Origin of the sequence: Actinomadura atramentaria DSM 43919 (assembly GCF_000381885.1) — a bacterium.
Classification (GTDB): Bacteria; Actinomycetota; Actinomycetes; order Streptosporangiales; family Streptosporangiaceae; genus Spirillospora; species Spirillospora atramentaria.
In genome coordinates, this window is record NZ_KB907221.1 from 122,251 (window position 1) to 137,087 (window position 14,837).

Below are 14,837 nucleotides of genomic sequence, written 5' to 3' on the forward strand. Positions count from 1 at the left end.
GATCCTTTAATTCTGATAACAGACGTTGGCAGATCGGCCGGAGTGAGGCACCCATGACGACGAGCGAGGTCGCGCCGCCCGCGACCGCCGGACCCGCCCCGCGGGCCGTGGCGGACACGCTGAGCTGGTTCGCGCTGAACGCCGCGACGGCGAACGTGATCATGCAGCTCGCCCTGCTGCCCGTCGGCCACGGCGTCGCGGAGAGCAAGGTGGAGAGCGGGCGCGCCGACCTGCATCCGGTCAAACGGCTGCGGACGACGCTGAGCTACGTCGCCGTCGCCTGGTGGGGCACCGAGGACGAGCGCCTGGCGATGCGCGCCGAGGTCAACCGCTCGCACCGGCACGTCCACTCCGCGCCCGGCGACCCGGTGAAGTACAACGCCTTCGACCGCGACCTGCAGCTCTGGGTCGCCGCGTGCCTGTACCGGGGCACCGTGGACGTGCTGACCGTCCTGCACGGCAGGCCCGACGACGCCTACCTCGACACCGTCTACGCGCACGCGTCGCGGCTCGCCACCACGCTCCAGGTGCCGCGGGACCGGTGGCCGCGCGACCGCGCCGCGTTCGCCGAGTACTGGGAGACGGCGGTCCGCCGGACGGAGATGGACGACGTCACCCGCCGCTACCTGCGCGACCTCATCGACCTGCGCGGGCTGCCGCGCCCGGTCCGCCGCACCGCCGCGCCCTTCCACCGGTTCGTGACGACCGGGTTCCTGCCGCCGCTGTTCCGCGAGCAGCTCGGCCTCACCTGGACCCGCCGCGACCAGCGGCGCTTCAACGCGTTCACCCGCGTCGCGGGCCTGGCCGACCGCGCCCTGCCGCGCGCCGCGCGCTGCTTCCCCTGGAACGTCTACCTGTGGGACGCGCGACGGCGCATCCGCGGTGGCCGCCCGATCGTCTGATTCACGCGTCTGATTCACGGGGCTTCCGGCCCGGTGTGACGTTCCGGTGACCGAGGGTAGTGGTCCCGGTTAGGGTGGAACCATGACGATCACGCGGAAGGCGCGCCCGTGGGCGCTCGCCGCGCTCGCGGCCCTCGCGCCCGCCTGCGGGGCGACGCCCGCGCGCGGCGACGGCGTCGTCCGGGCGGGGACGGAGTTCACGCTCGCGCCGGGCGAGAGCGTCCGGGTGCGGGGCGCGCCGCTCACGCTGACGTTCGTGCGCGTCGCGGGCGACAGCCGCTGCCCGCGCGAGGTGCAGTGCGTCTGGCAGGGCGACGCGACGGTCGTCCTGCGCGGCGCGGAGGGGAACCGCGCCACCGACCACGAGCTGCACACCGCCGCCGGACCTGCGGAGGCGGCGGTCGGCGGGCACCGGGTGCGGTTGACCGCGCTCGCGCCGGGCAGAACCACGCGCGGCGTCGCTCCCGGCGACTACCGGGCGCGGCTCCGGCTGGACTGATCGGAGACTGAGCCGACACCGACGGCGCGGCCTTCCGCGAAGCGCGACCGGACCGGCCCGTCCCCTGGAAGGATGCTCGGTGCCGGGGGACGGCGACCGCCGTGGAACGCTCCGGCGGCGCGCAACGGGGAGATGAGCAGCACATGGGCACGATCCTTTTCCTGGTCCGGCACGGCGAGACCGTCTGGCACGCCGAGAACCGCTACGCCGGGGTGAGCGACGTCGCGCTCACCGCCGCCGGGCGCGACCAGGCCGAGCGGCTCGGCGGCTGGGCGGCGGGGGCGAAGCTCGACGCCGTCGTCTGCTCGCCGGTGAGCCGCGCCCGGATCACCGCCGAGCCCGCGGCGCGCGCCGCCGGGCACCCGGCGGAGGCCGACCCCGACCTCGCGGAGATGGACTTCGGCGTCGCCGAGGGCCGGACGCTCGCCGAGCTGCCGCCCGCCGCCGTCGCCGCGTTCCGCGCCGACCCGGTCGCGGGCGCGTTCGAGGGCGCGGAGGACCCGCTGGCCGTCGCGGAGCGCGGGGCCCGCGCGCTGCGGCGCGCCGCCGCCGCGCACGACGGCGGCCGGGTCCTGGTCGTCGCGCACAGCACGATGCTGCGGCTCGCGCTGTGCCGCATGCTCGGCATCCCGGAAGCCCGCTACCGCACGGTGTTCCCGAAGCTGGAGAACTGCGCGCTCACCGAGATCCGCGTCGACGGCCAGGACACCGGGCTGCTGGCCTGCAACGTTCCGGCGTCCTGACCGTCGCCTGAGTCAGCGGCCCGTGCGGACCACCGTCGTCCGGTCCGACCCGACCGGGCCGATGGTGAGCAGCCCGCCGGTGACGTCGCTCCCGGTGGTGCGGCGCGCGTTCGCGTGGGGTCCGGCGACGCGGTAGGCGCGCGGATCGTCGGTTCCGGTCTCCACGACGACGCGGGCGGTCACGCCGGGCGGCACGTCCACGTCGAGGCGGTACGCGCGCGGGTTCCGGCGCTCCAGCGCGACCGACACCGGTCCCCGGATCGTCGGGACGCGGCCCGCCGCCCGCGTGAGGTCCCCGGGGCGCGGCCGGACCTCGATCCCCGCCGCGCCCGGCTCGGTGATCCGCACGCCGAGGACGTGCCGCGCGATCACGTTGGCGGGCGCGGAGCCCCACGCGTGCGAGAACGTCATGTTCGGCTTGAGGGACGGGTCCCACGCCTCCGCGACGATCGTCGCGCCGAGGTCGTCCATCATGTGCAGCCACGACGCCATGCCGCGCACGGTCATCAGGCCGATCGCGTCGGCCGCGCGGCCCGTCGCGAACAGGGCGTCGAGCAGGAACTGCGCGGCGTAGACGCTGACCCGCATGCCGCCCGCGGCGAGGGTCCGGCCGAGCGCGGCGACGACCGCGTCCGGGACCGTGCCCGGCCCGGCGACGCCGAGCGCGACCGGGTACGCGGTGGCGTGCTGCGCGGCGTGGTCGGTGCCCGCGCCGTCCGCGAACCGGCCCGCCGCCGCGTCGAGCAGCGTGGCGCGCATCGCGGCGGCGAGGGTGTCGGCGCGGGTCCGCCACGTCCGGGCGTCGTCGGTGCGGCCGAGGGCGGTCGCGATGTCGGCCATCGCGGCGAACGCGGCGTACTGGCAGGCGTTCACGACCGTGTTGACCTCGGTGAACACGTAGCCGTCGCGGTTGGACGCGGGCCAGTCCACGAGGTCCCCGAGGTCCTGGCTGGACGAGCCGGGCTTCTTGTGGACGAGCCCGTCGTCGCCGAGGTAGCGCGTCAGGTGCTTGCCCGCGAGCAGGTCGTAGTCGGCGGCGAGCCGGTCCGGGTCGCCGGTGTGCAGGTAGTCCCGCCACGCCGACATGACGTTCATCAGCCGGTACTCGGTCGGCCAGGTGTGGTTGCGCGTCAGGTAGGCGCCGGACGCGCGGGCCAGCGCGTACGACCGCTGCACCGCGTACTCCGACGCCTGGTTGACGAGCGCGTCGCCCTCGTACGGCCCGCGCTCGCGCGTCGGGGTGTCGATGTAGAGGTCGCCGCGCGTCGCCTCGATCGAGTAGCGGCTCAGCTCGTAGACGCGGTCGAGGTCGCGGCTGGAGGACGAGAACGACGCGTCGGAGTCGCGCCAGGCCGCGCGCCACGCGCGGCCGGTGGCGGCGCGGCGCAGGTCGAGCGAGTCGTCGCAGGTGAGCTGCGCGTAGCGGAACCCGCGGTAGCCCCAGTGCTCGACGGTCTGGCGGCCGTCGCGCAGCGTCCAGGTCTCGTCGTAGGTGACGCCCGCGCGCAGCGCGTACCGGACGGTGCCGTCCGGGTTCAGCTCCTCGCCGAGCCGGACGCCGACCGTCTGCCCGGCGCGGCCGGTGAGCGTCAGCCGCAGGCCGCCCGCGATCTCGCGGCCGAGGTCGACGATCCACACGCCGGGCGCGGTCCTGCGGACGGACGCGGGCCGGACGTCGTACAGGCCGACCGGTTCGACCAGCGCCGGTTCCAGCCCGGTGAGCGCGGGGCGGACGGCCGCGCGCTCCCAACCGGAGTCGTCGAACCCCGGATCGGTCCATCCGGCGGGCTCGTGCCGCAGGTCCCAGAACTCGCGCGGCCCGACGTAGAAGGAGGACCCGATCGTCCCCGCGCTCGGCAGGAGCCCCGCCTGGCGGCGCGCCCTCCAGTCCGCGCCGCTGCCGAACACGCCGGTCGTGCCGTCCGTGTGGGTGACGACGAGCTGGGCGACGAACCGCTTGTCCTGCGTCGTGTAGGCGAGGGCGGCGAGCGCGTTGCGGCGGCCCGGCCGCAGCAGCGCCGTGACGTCGAACGAGTGGTAGCGCGGCGCGCCCGAGCCGTGCCGCATCGACGCGAACCCGGCGACCTCGCCGTTCACCCAGATCTTCGCCGGGTACTGCCGGGTCGGGGCCGGGGACTGCGCCGCGACGTGCAGGACCGCGGCGGCGATCGGCTTGCGGGCGGGCGTGAACTCGGTGCGCAGCAGCGCCCAGTCGTCGTCGGCCGCGCCCGCCGACGACAGCGTGGACTGGCCCTTGGCGAGCGTCAGCGTCCCGCCGGAGACGGTCCCGGCCGAGAACGTGCCCCGGCCGTCGGTGAAGTCCTCCGCGACCACGGCCGCGCCGTCCGCCGCGACGAACCGCACGCTGTCCCACACGTTGGCCTCGGTGGAGCCGTTGCGCATCCCGACGGTGCCGGTGCGGTACGTGCCGTCCTCGGTGGCGTCCACGACCTCGCCGTCGATGGACGTCGTGAACGTCGAGCCCTTCATCTCGACCGCGACCTCGTACCAGCGGCCCGTCTCGATCGGCGCGGCGAGCCGCTTCTCCTCCAGCACCCGGTAGGAGCCGCCCGCCCCGACGTGCTTCTTCAGCACGCCCGGCGAGCCCGCGCGGAGCTGCCACAGGTAGTTGTCGCCGGTCGAGGCGGCGCGGAACCACAGGCTCGCCGCGACCGCCGTGATCTGCACGCGGACGGTCAGGACGCCGTCGCCGGGGGCCGCCGCGGCCGGGGCCCACACCGGGTCCGCCGTCCACTCCCCCACGCCCGTCGCGACCAGCGCGGGCTCGGACCAGCGGGACGCGCGGCGGCCGTCGAACGTCTGGACGCGCCACCAGTACGCGGTGCCGGGCGCGAGCGGCGGCCCGCCGTACGGCACGGCCGTGGACGCTGCGGACGCGGTGCGCCCGCTGTCCCACACGCGCGGGCCGCGCGCCAGCCGCCGCGGCGTCGTCGCGACCTGCACCCGGTGGTGCGTCTGCCGTGTGCCGGGGCCGAGGTCCGCGACCTGCCAGCTCAGCCGGGGCTTCGCCGCGACGCCGAGGCCGTCCGGCAGCAGCGAGGTCAGCAGCCCGGACGGCGCGCCGGACGCTCCCGGCGAAGCCGAAGCGGGCACGGCCGAGCCGAGGACCACCGCGCCCGCCGCCCCGGCGGCCGACGCGCCGAGGAACCGCCGCCTGCTCAGGTCACCGTCCTGCCGGGTCATCCCGTCACCGCCTCGAACGTCCAGTCGCCGGAGCCGATCTCGAACACGCCGCGCCCGTCCGCGACGCCCAGCCAGCGGGCGTCGCGGGGCGCGGCCGGGCGCGCGCGGCCGCCGAGCAGCGGCACCTCCACGCGCGCCGTCGCGGTGGGCGGCACCGTCACCGCCACCCGCAGCCGTTCGCGGTCGCGCCGCCAGGAGACGGCGGCGCGGCCTCGCGGCGTGGCGTAGTCGGCGCTCGCACCGGTGACGTCCCCGACGACGGCAGGGCGGACGAGCAGCGTCCGGTAGCCGATCGAGTCGTCGGTCTGCCCGAGTCCGGCGAGGCCCGCGTGGAACCACTCGTCGATCGCGCCGAGCATGAAGTGGTTCTGGGAGTTGCCGGAGGTCGGGCCGTCCCAGTTCTCGGTGAGCGACGTCGCGCCGTGCTCGACCTGGTAGCCGTAGCTGGGGTTGCCGGTCTGCGTGGCGACGGCGTGGATGACGTCGTCCCGGCCCGCCGCCGACAGGACGCGGAACACCGACGGCAGCGCGATCTCCCCGACCGTCAGGTGGTAGCCCTTCGCGGCGATGCTCCCGACGAGGTGCGCGAGGACCGCGTCGCGCTTGCCCTCCGGGACGATCCCCATGTCCAGGGCGAGGACGTCGCACGCCTGGCTGCCCGAACCGTAGGTGTCGCCCGTGGCGTACTTCGCGTTGAACGCGTCGCCGATGTCCTCGGCGAGCGCGGCGTAGGTCGCCGCGTCGCCGTCCTTGCCGAGCACCTTCGCGATCGAGGCGAGGGCGGTGACGGCGCGGTGGTAGCCGAACGTCGCGGTGACGCCCTTCGGCGTGCTGTCGTCGAAGGTGATCCAGTCCCCGAGGCCGTAGTCGAGCAGGTGCCCGTCCGCCTTCCCGGACAGGTAGTCCACGTAGCGGACCATGTTCGGGTAGTACGTGCGCAGCGTGGCGGTGTCGCCGTACGCGCGGTACATCTGCCAGGGCGCGAACACGATGACGTTCCCCCAGTTGGGGTCGTCGCGGAACCCGCCGGAGAACACGGTGAACTCCGGCGCGATGTCGGGGACGAGCCCGTTGTCGAGCTGCGCCTCGGCGATGTCGCGGACGATCTCGCCGTAGTACGCGGTGACGTCGTAGTTGCGGGCGACGGCCGGGAACACCAGGTTCGCCTGCTCCAGCCAGCCCAGCTTCTCGCGGTGCGGGCAGTCGGTGAGGACCGAGTACATGTTGCTTTGCACGGCCCGGTCGATGATCCGGTGGATGTCGTTGAGCAGTTTGTTGGAGTTGGTGAACGAGCCCGCCTCGGCGTTGTCGGCGCGCAGCACGATCCCGGTGACGGTGTCGCGGCCGGGCGCGGCGGGCAGGCCCTCGACCTGCACGTAGCGGAAGCCGTGGTAGCAGAACCGGGGGTGCCAGGTCTCGGTGCCCCGGCCCGCGAGGGTGTAGGAGTCCCAGATCGGGGAGCCGGTGGTGCCCTGGCTGACGGTGCCGTCCGCGTTGAGGAGTTCGCCGGGCCGCAGCGTGACGGTCGTCCCCGCCTCGCCGCGCACGCGCAGCCGCGCCCAGCCCGCGAAGTTCACGCCGAGGTCGACGACGTACACGCCCTTCCGCGGCTCGCTGATCTTCACGGCGCGCAGCGTGTCGACGGGGCGGATCGGCGGGGCCATGCGGGCGGTCAGCGCGGCGGTGGGCGGGTCGCGGCGGACGGCGGGCGCCCAGTCCGCCGGGGCGCGGCGCGCGTCGTGGTCCTCGCCGCCGTACCAACTGGAGAACGTCGTCGCGCCGAGCGCGGTCCGCCAGGACTCGTCGGTCGCGACGACCGCGCGCGACCCGTCCGTGTAGGTGATCTCGAGCTGGCCGAGGAACGCGGGCCGGCCGTCCGAGCGGGTGAGCTTCTGGTAGCGGCCCGGGGTGGACGGGACGTTCGCCATCCCGTTGCCGACCTCGGCGCGCAGCGTGTTCGCGCCGCGCCGGAGCAGGCCGGTGACGTCGTACGTCGAGTAGACGATCCGCTTCTTGAAGTTGCTGTAGGGCGGTTCCAGGACGGCGTCGGTGACGGGGCGCCCGTTGAGCGCGAGGTCCAGGACGCCGAGCGCCGTCGCGTACAGCCGCGCGGACCGCACCCGCTTGCCGACCGCGAACTCCTTCTCGAACACCGGCAGCGCCTCGGGCTGGGCGTGCAGCGGCGGGGGCGGCTGCTGGCCCTCGACGGTCGCAGCGGTGTCGAAGTCCGTGCCGTCCGAGGACGTCCGGACGGTGAAGTCCTCCGGGAAGTTCGGCGTCCGCCCGTCGGCGGTCATCGCGTCGGTGCGCGGGTACAGCAGGACGCGGTCGAACCGGCGCTCCTCGCCGAGGTCGATCCGGAGCCGGATCGGAGCGTCCAGATCCTGGTTCCGCCGCTCCATGCTGGTGTAGCCGAACGGCGCCGCGTCGCTGGTGAGGGAGCCGTCCGTCACGGCCTTCGGCTCCCACTGGCCCGCGACGGTGTAGCTCTCCGACGCCGTCACGGCCGCGCGCAGGGCGGCGTTCGTCCCGGACGCGCCGTCGCGGACCTCGACCTCCGCGAGCTGGAGGCGCGAGACGAGGTACGGCCAGCCCTCCTTGATCGGCAGGCCGAGGCGGGTGACGTCCAGCCGGACGTAGCGGGCGGTGCGCGGCGCGAACTCCACGGTGACGGGCGCGGGCACCGGGTCGGACCACGCGCGGTTCCCGATCCAGTGCGCCGTCCAGTCGGCGGCGGCGAGCAGGCCGGTCTCGAAGGACGCTGGAGCGCTCCACGCGGAGGCGCGGCCCCGGCCGTCCCAGACGCGGACCTGCCACGCCGCGCGCTCGCGGGAGCGCAGGGCGCGGCCCGCGTAGGCGACGGCGACGGCGTCGCCCGCGACCTTGCCGGAGTCCCACAGGTCGGGGCGGGACAGGCGGTTCGCGGCGGTCGCGACGCGGATCTGGTAGGCGGTCTGCGTCGCGCCGCGCGGCCCGGCGGCGTAGCGCCAGCTCAGCGTGGGCGTCGCGGCGTCGATGCCGAGCGGGGACGGCAGGTGCGCGGTCTCCAGGCCGGTCGGGCGGAGCGGCGCGGTCGGCGAGGCGGCGGCCGGGGCGGTGAACGCGCCGCCCGCGGTCACCGCCGCGGCGGCGAGGCCGCCCGCCTGGACGAAGCCGCGCCGGGAGAGGTTTCGGGGGGTCGGGGGGAGGATGGACATGGACGTCCTCTCGACGTGCGCCAGTGGGTGGGGGGTGGGGTGGCGTCGTCCGGATGAGGCTGCTTCGTCCCGGGCCGCACGGTTTTCCACGCGGCCCGGGACGGTCACGGCCGCACTTCGACCAGTTCGATCTCCAGGAGTTCGGCGACCGCGCGCAGATCGGCGGTCAGGTGGCCGGTGGCGAGCGCCCAGTGGTGGGAGATGCCGGTGGCGCTCCACGCGTCGACCCACTCGCCGGGGTCGCAGCCGAAGTCGACGCGGGACGTGGTGTTGCCGATCTTCAGCAGCGGCCCGTCCACGGTCTCGCCCTCGGCGGCGACGAACGCGAACCGGCCGTCGCGGCGCTGGATGATCCCGAACGCGGTGACGGGGCCGTGCCGGACGTCGAACTCGACGGACACGCCGTGCCCGCGCTTGCCGTGGTAGACGCCGAGGCCGCGCAGCAGCGGGCGGCGGGCGCTGATCGCCAGGTGCGCGGGCCCGTCGTGGCCCATCTCGACGTGGCCGCGCCGGAAGTCCAGCGCCTGCAGCTCGGTGAACGAGCCGCCCGCGCCGAGCCGGTCGGCGACGAGCATCGCCAGCGACGTGCGCAGCTCGTACTCGCCCGCCGCCGGAATCCCGCGCGCGGTGAGCAGCGAGGCGCCGAGGATCATCCCGGCGCCCAGCCGCTCGTGGACCTCCCCGTCGAGCCCGCGGTGGTAGTAGGCGAGGCTGTCGAGGGAGAAGTCGGCGGCGAGCCGGTCGAGGCCCGCCGCGACCCGGGCGGCCCAGCGCAGGTCGTCGGCCTGCACGGAGCCGTCCAGCTCGAAGGTGTCGCGGGCCGCCTCCTCCACGGCGGCGGCCTCGGCGTCGGTGACCTGCTCGACGCGGACGCGCAGGTCGTCGAACTCCAGCACCTCGACGTGGCCGCCGAAGTTCGCGGAGACCAGCGTGAGGTCGGTGGAGACGTCGAGCATCCCCGGGTAGAGGTGGCCCATCAGGCCGTGGCGGCCGTGCCGGAGCGCGCGGCGGACGCCCGCCGCGCGCACCCAGCGGCCGATCTTCGCCCAGGCCCGCTCGTCCTCCAAGTACCCCGACACCGAACGGAACGGGATGCCGCAGCGCGCGAACGCGTTGGCCATCTCGGGCAGCGGGCACGCGCCGCAGTAGGCGAGCCACTGACCGGTGTCGAAGGTCTCGTGGTCCATCGACTCGGTCGGCTGGAGGTTGATCAGCAGGACGGGCGCGTCGGCCCGCTGCGCGATCGGGACCAGCATCGTCGCGGTCATGTACGTCGTGAGGAACCCGACGATGATGTCGCAGCCCGCCGCGCGCAGCTTCTCGGCGGCGACGGCCCCCTCCTCGGCGTCGGAGACGAACCCGGCGTCGACCACCTCCGCGCCGAGCCCCCGCATCCGCTCCGCCACGCGTTCGGCGGAGCGCTGGAGCTGCGGCAGCAGCCCGGGGAACTGCGGCCAGTACGTGCCGAGCCCGCCGGCCACGAGGCCGACGCGCACCGGGGACGCGGCGGTGCTGGTCATGGTCGCCTCCCTCTCACCGCAGGAACGCGGCGGCGACGCCGGCGTCCACGGGGATGTGCAGTCCTGTCGTGTGGGTCAGGTCCCCGCCGGTGAGGGCGAAGACGGCGGCGGCGACGTGCTCGGGCAGCACCTCGCGCTTGAGCAGCGTCCGCTGGGCGTAGAACTCGCCGAGCTTCTCCTCCTCGACGCCGTAGACGGCGGCGCGCTGCGCGCCCCAGCCGCCCGCGAAGATGCCCGAGCCGCGCACGACCCCGTCCGGGTTGACGCCGTTGACGCGGATGCCGTGCGCGCCCAGCTCGGCGGCCAGCAGCCGGACCTGGTGCGCCTGGTCGGCCTTCGTCGCGCCGTAGGCGACGTTGTTCGGCCCGGCGAACACCGCGTTCTTGGACGAGATGTAGACGATGTCGCCGCCCATCACCTGCTCGACCATGACGCGCGCGGTCTCCCGCGACACCAGGAACGACCCGCGCGCCATGACGTCGTGCTGGAGGTCCCAGTCGGCGGCGGTGGTCTCCAGCAGCGGCCTGGAGATCGACAGCCCGGCGTTGTTGACGACGAGGTCGACCCCGCCGAACGCCAGGACGGCCGCGCGGACGGCGGCGGCGATCTCGTCCTCCGAGGTCACGTCGGCGGCGACGGCGACGGCCGCGTCCGCCGACCGCAGCGCGCCCGCGCCGATCCCGGCGGCGACCTTCTCCGCCGCCCCGAGGTCGCGGTCCGCGACGACGACGCACGCGCCCTCGGCCGCGAGCCGCCGCGCGGTCGCCGCGCCGATGCCCGACCCGCCGCCGGTGACCAGCGCGACCCGCGCCGCGAGCGGCTTGGGCGCGGGCATCCGCCGCAGCTTGGCCTCTTCCAGCTCCCAGTACTCGATGCGGAACTTCTCCGTCTCGGGGATCGGGGCATAGGTCGACAGGGCCTCCGCGCCGCGCATCACGTTGATCGCGTTGAGGTAGAACTCGCCCGCGACGCGCGCGGTCTGCTTGTTCGCGCCGAAGCTGAACATGCCGACGCCGGGGACCAGCACGATCGCGGGGTCCGCGCCGCGCATCGCCGGGGAGTCGGGCGTGGCGTTGCGGGTGTAGTAGGCGGCGTAGTCCGCGCGGTACGCGGCGTGGAGTTCCTTGAGCCGCGCGCGGACGTCGTCGAGCGGCGCGTCCGGCGGCAGGTCCAGGACCATCGGCGCGACCTTGGTGCGCAGGAAGTGGTCCGGGCAGGACGTGCCGAGCGCGGCGAGCCGGGGGTGCTCGGCGCGGGACACGAAGTCCAGGACGGCCGGGTCGTCGGTGTAGTGCCCGACCTGCGGCCGGTCCGTCGAGGCCAGGCCGCGGATCAGCGGGAACAGCGCCGCCGCGCGGGCGCGCCGCTCGTCCTCGGGCAGCGTCTCGTACACGACCGGGCCGAACGGGTCGGGGCGGCCGTGCTCGGCGATGTACGCCTCGGCGGTGCGGATGATCTCCAGGGAGCGGGCCTGGCACTCCTCGCTCGTCGCGCCCCAGGCGGTGATGCCGTGGCCGCCGAGGACGACGCCGATCGCGTCGGGGTCCGCGGCCTTGATCGCGGCGATGTCAAGGCCGAGCTGGAAGCCGGGCCGCCGCCACGGCACCCACGCGACGCGGCCGCCGAAGATCCGGCGGGTCAGCTCCTCGCCGTCGGCGGCGGTCGCGAGGGCGATGCCCGAGTCCGGGTGCAGGTGGTCGACGTGCGCGGCGTCCACGAGACCGTGCATCGCGGTGTCGATGGACGGGGCCGCGCCGCCCCCGCCGTGCAGGCAGTAGTCGAACGCGGCGACCATCTCGTCCTCGCGCTCGACGCCCGGGTACACGTCCACGAGCGCGCGCAGCCGGTCGAGGCGCAGCACGGCCAGGCCGCGCTCGGTGAGCGTCCCGAGGTCGCCGCCGGACCCCTTCACCCACATCAGCTCGACGTCGCGGGCGGTCACGGGGTCGGTGACCGTGCCCTTCGCGGACGCGTTGCCGCCCGCGTAGTTGGTGTTGCGCGGGTCCGCGCCCAGGGTGTGCGCGCGGTCCAGCAGCCGGTCCACCTCCGGTGGGGTGGCGGTCATGGGGTCCTCTCCTTCGGGTGCCGTGCTCGTGGGGCTCATGCGGGGCGGGTCACGCGCCCCAGCCGGCGGCCTGCCCGCCCTGCCGCTCGGCGACGACGCGCTCCAGGTAGCCGGACGCGCGGTACGCCGCGATCGGGTCGGGCGCCAGGCCCATCTCGGCGCGCAGCTCGGCCAGCAGCGGCCGGACGTCGGTGTTGTAGGCGTCCATGAACACCGCGTTCGCGCCGAGCACGTCACCGGACCGCTGGGCCGCGCGCAGCGCGTCCGCGTCCACCAGCAGCGCCTTGGCGGTGGCCTCCTGGACGTTCATCACCGAGCGGATCTGCCCCTGGATCTTCGGCTCGATGTTGTGGCACTGGTCGAGCATGAAAGCGATCCCGGACTCCGGGTCCAGCCCGCCCCCGCGGACGACCTCGTACATGATCCGGAAGAGCTGGAACGGGTCCGCCGCGCCGACCATCAGGTCGTCGTCGGCGTAGAAGCGGGAGTTGAAGTCGAACGCGCCGAGCTTCCCCTCGCGCAGCAGGAACGCCACGATGTACTCGATGTTCGTGCCGGGCGCGTGGTGGCCGGTGTCGACGCAGACCTGCGCCTTCGGGCCGAGCTTGAGGCAGTGCGCGTACGACGCGCCCCAGTCCGGGATGTCGGTCATGTAGAAGGCGGGTTCGAACAGCTTGTACTCCAGCACCATGCGCTGGTCGTCGCCCAGCCGCTCGTAGACGGCGGCGAGCGCCTCGGCGAGGCGGTCCTGGCGTTCGCGGACGTCGTCCTGGCCGGGGTAGTTCGTGCCGTCGGAGAACCACAGCTTCAGGTCGCGGGAGCCCGTCGCGTCCATGATGTCGACGCAGTCCAGCAGGTGCCGGAGCGCCTTCTCGCGGACGGCCGCGTCGGGGTTGGTGACGCTGCCGAGCATGTAGTCGTCGTCCTGGAACACGTTGGTGTTGATCGCGCCGACCGCGACGCCGCGCTCCCGGGCGTACCGGGCGAGGGCGGCGTAGTCGTCGACGGCGTCCCACGGGATGTGCAGCGCGACGGTCGGCGCGACGCCGGTGAACGCGTGGACCTGCGCCGCGTCGTCGATCTTCTCCCGCGGCGTGCGCGGGACGCCCCGCTGGGCGAAGACCTTGAACCGGGTGCCGGAGTTGCCGTACGCCCAGGACGGGGTCTCGATGTGCTGGCGGCGCAGGATGTCCTTCACCGCGCGGATGTCGGTCACGGGGTCTCCGATCCTCTAGTCCAGATGAAAGATCTCGGTGAGCGGGCGCATCCCCTCGTCGGGTCCGCGGCCGTCGAGATCCTCGAAGAACGGCGCCATCTCGGCCTGCCAGCGGGCGTTGACGCCGGTGCGGGCCATCGCCTCGCGCGCCGCGCCCCAGTCCGGGGTCTCCAGGTAGCCGACGAGCAGGCCGTCGTCCCGCAGGAAGATCGAGTAGTTGTGCCAGCCCGTGTCGCGGAGGGCGGCGAGCATGTCCGGCCAGACGGCCGCGTGGCGCTCGCGGTACTCCGCCGCGCGGTCCGGGCGCACCTTGAGCAGGAAACAGACGCGTTGCATGGGAGCCTTCCGGGGCGGCCCGGCGCGCGCGGCGCGCGCCGGGCCGCGGGCGGTCAGAAGTGGTACTGGTCGATGTTCTCGGCGTCGAAGACCGTCGGCGGGCCGAGGATGACCTCGCCGTTCTGGCCGATCTCGCGCTCACCGAGCTTCCCGGCGGTGAACTTCTCCCCCGGCGCGCCGGTGATCTGGCCGGACGCCAGCGACGCGGCCGCGAACGACGCGAGGTAGCCGAGGTTCTTCGGGTCCCACAGCGCGAAGTTCTTCACGGTGCCGTCCTTGACGAACTGGCGCATCTGGTTCGGGGTGCCGAGGCCGGTCAGCGCGACCTTGCCCTTGTACTTGGACCCGGAGATGTACCGGGCGGCGGCCGCGATGCCGACGGTGGTCGGCGAGATGATGCCCTTGAGGTTCGGGTACGCCTGCAGCAGGCCCTGGGTCTGCTGGAACGACTTCTGGTCGTCGTCGTCGCCGTAGGCGATCTTGACGAGCTTCAGGCCGGAGTACTCGGGCTTCTTCAGCTCGTCCTGCATCACCTTGATCCAGGCGTTCTGGTTGGTGGCGTTCGCGGTCGCGGACAGGATCGCGATGTCGCCCTTGCCGCCGAGCTGGTCGGACAGCAGCTTGACCTGGCTCTTGCCGATCTCCTCGGTGCTGGCCTGGTTGATGAACAGGTCGCGGCAGCCGGGCGCGGTGTCGGAGTCGTAGGCGACGATCTTGATGCCCTTGCTGCGGGCCTGCTTGAGCGGGCCGCAGACGGCGTTCTCGTCGTTGGCGGCGATGAGGATCGCGTCGTGCCGCTGCTGGACGAGCGTGTTGATGTAGGAGACCTGCGAGGACGCGGACGCGTCGGACGGGCCGACCTCCTTGGCCGTCCCGGCGAACTCCCCGGCCGCCGCGATGCCCGCGTCGTCCACGATCTTCTCGTAGGGGTTGTTCACCTGCTTGGGCAGGAACGCGATCTTCAGCCCCTTCTTCAGCGGGGCGTTCGGGTTCGCCGACGCGGTGCCGACTGCCTTGCCGCCGTCGTCGGACGCGGAGTCCTTGGTCGTCCCGCCGCACGCGGCGGCGCTGATCAGCAGGGCCCCGGCGGTCGCGAGGGCGGCCAGCCCGCGTGGCGCGGTCAGGCGCGAGCGAACGGTCATCGTGGTTGCCTTT

Annotated in this window: 10 protein-coding genes; 3 read left to right on the forward strand and 7 right to left on the reverse strand. The window is 74.2% G+C overall.

Annotation, left to right across the window (positions count from 1 at the left end; genetic code table 11):
* The first annotated feature begins 53 nt into the window (after nucleotides 1-53).
* From G339_RS0126990 to G339_RS0127000, 3 genes are all read left to right on the forward strand, one after another.
* Nucleotides 54-902 (forward strand): oxygenase MpaB family protein, encoded by an 849-nt coding sequence (locus G339_RS0126990; RefSeq protein WP_019634186.1) that lies wholly within the window; start codon nucleotides 54-56, stop codon nucleotides 900-902.
* 82 nt (nucleotides 903-984) lie between these two features.
* Nucleotides 985-1,401, forward strand: a complete 417-nt coding sequence (locus tag G339_RS35435) for a hypothetical protein (protein WP_019634187.1) — start codon at nucleotides 985-987, stop codon at nucleotides 1,399-1,401.
* A gap of 143 nt (nucleotides 1,402-1,544) precedes the next feature.
* The gene (locus G339_RS0127000; protein ID WP_019634188.1) at nucleotides 1,545-2,144 is read left to right on the forward strand and encodes a histidine phosphatase family protein; all 600 of its coding nucleotides are present in this window, start codon (nucleotides 1,545-1,547) and stop codon (nucleotides 2,142-2,144) included.
* Nucleotides 2,145-2,156: 12 nt separating this feature from the next.
* Here G339_RS0127000 and G339_RS0127005 read toward each other — a convergent pair whose 3' ends face one another.
* The 7 genes from G339_RS0127005 to rhaS all read right to left on the reverse strand — a co-directional run bounded on the left by G339_RS0127005 (nucleotide 2,157) and on the right by rhaS (nucleotide 14,824).
* Nucleotides 2,157-5,348, reverse strand: coding sequence for a family 78 glycoside hydrolase catalytic domain (locus tag G339_RS0127005; protein ID WP_019634189.1), 3,192 nt, complete (start codon nucleotides 5,346-5,348; stop codon nucleotides 2,157-2,159).
* On the reverse strand, nucleotides 5,345-8,545 hold the full coding sequence (locus tag G339_RS35440) for a family 78 glycoside hydrolase catalytic domain (protein WP_019634190.1): 3,201 nt from the start codon (nucleotides 8,543-8,545) through the stop codon (nucleotides 5,345-5,347). The genes G339_RS0127005 and G339_RS35440 overlap by 4 nt, the downstream gene beginning before the upstream one ends.
* A 104-nt stretch (nucleotides 8,546-8,649) precedes the next feature.
* Nucleotides 8,650-10,065 (reverse strand): L-fucose/L-arabinose isomerase family protein, encoded by a 1,416-nt coding sequence (locus G339_RS0127015; RefSeq protein ID WP_019634191.1) that lies wholly within the window; start codon nucleotides 10,063-10,065, stop codon nucleotides 8,650-8,652.
* Between the two features lie 13 nt (nucleotides 10,066-10,078).
* The gene (locus tag G339_RS0127020; RefSeq protein WP_019634192.1) at nucleotides 10,079-12,130 is read right to left on the reverse strand and encodes a bifunctional rhamnulose-1-phosphate aldolase/short-chain dehydrogenase; all 2,052 of its coding nucleotides are present in this window, start codon (nucleotides 12,128-12,130) and stop codon (nucleotides 10,079-10,081) included.
* Between the two features lie 49 nt (nucleotides 12,131-12,179).
* Nucleotides 12,180-13,346, reverse strand: a complete 1,167-nt coding sequence (gene rhaI / locus G339_RS0127025; RefSeq protein ID WP_019634193.1) for an L-rhamnose isomerase — start codon at nucleotides 13,344-13,346, stop codon at nucleotides 12,180-12,182.
* A 15-nt stretch (nucleotides 13,347-13,361) separates the two neighbouring features.
* Nucleotides 13,362-13,682 (reverse strand): L-rhamnose mutarotase, encoded by a 321-nt coding sequence (locus tag G339_RS0127030; protein WP_019634194.1) that lies wholly within the window; start codon nucleotides 13,680-13,682, stop codon nucleotides 13,362-13,364.
* Nucleotides 13,683-13,735: 53 nt separating this feature from the next.
* Nucleotides 13,736-14,824, reverse strand: coding sequence for a rhamnose ABC transporter substrate-binding protein (rhaS, locus tag G339_RS0127035; protein WP_019634195.1), 1,089 nt, complete (start codon nucleotides 14,822-14,824; stop codon nucleotides 13,736-13,738).
* Nucleotides 14,825-14,837 lie beyond the last annotated feature (13 nt).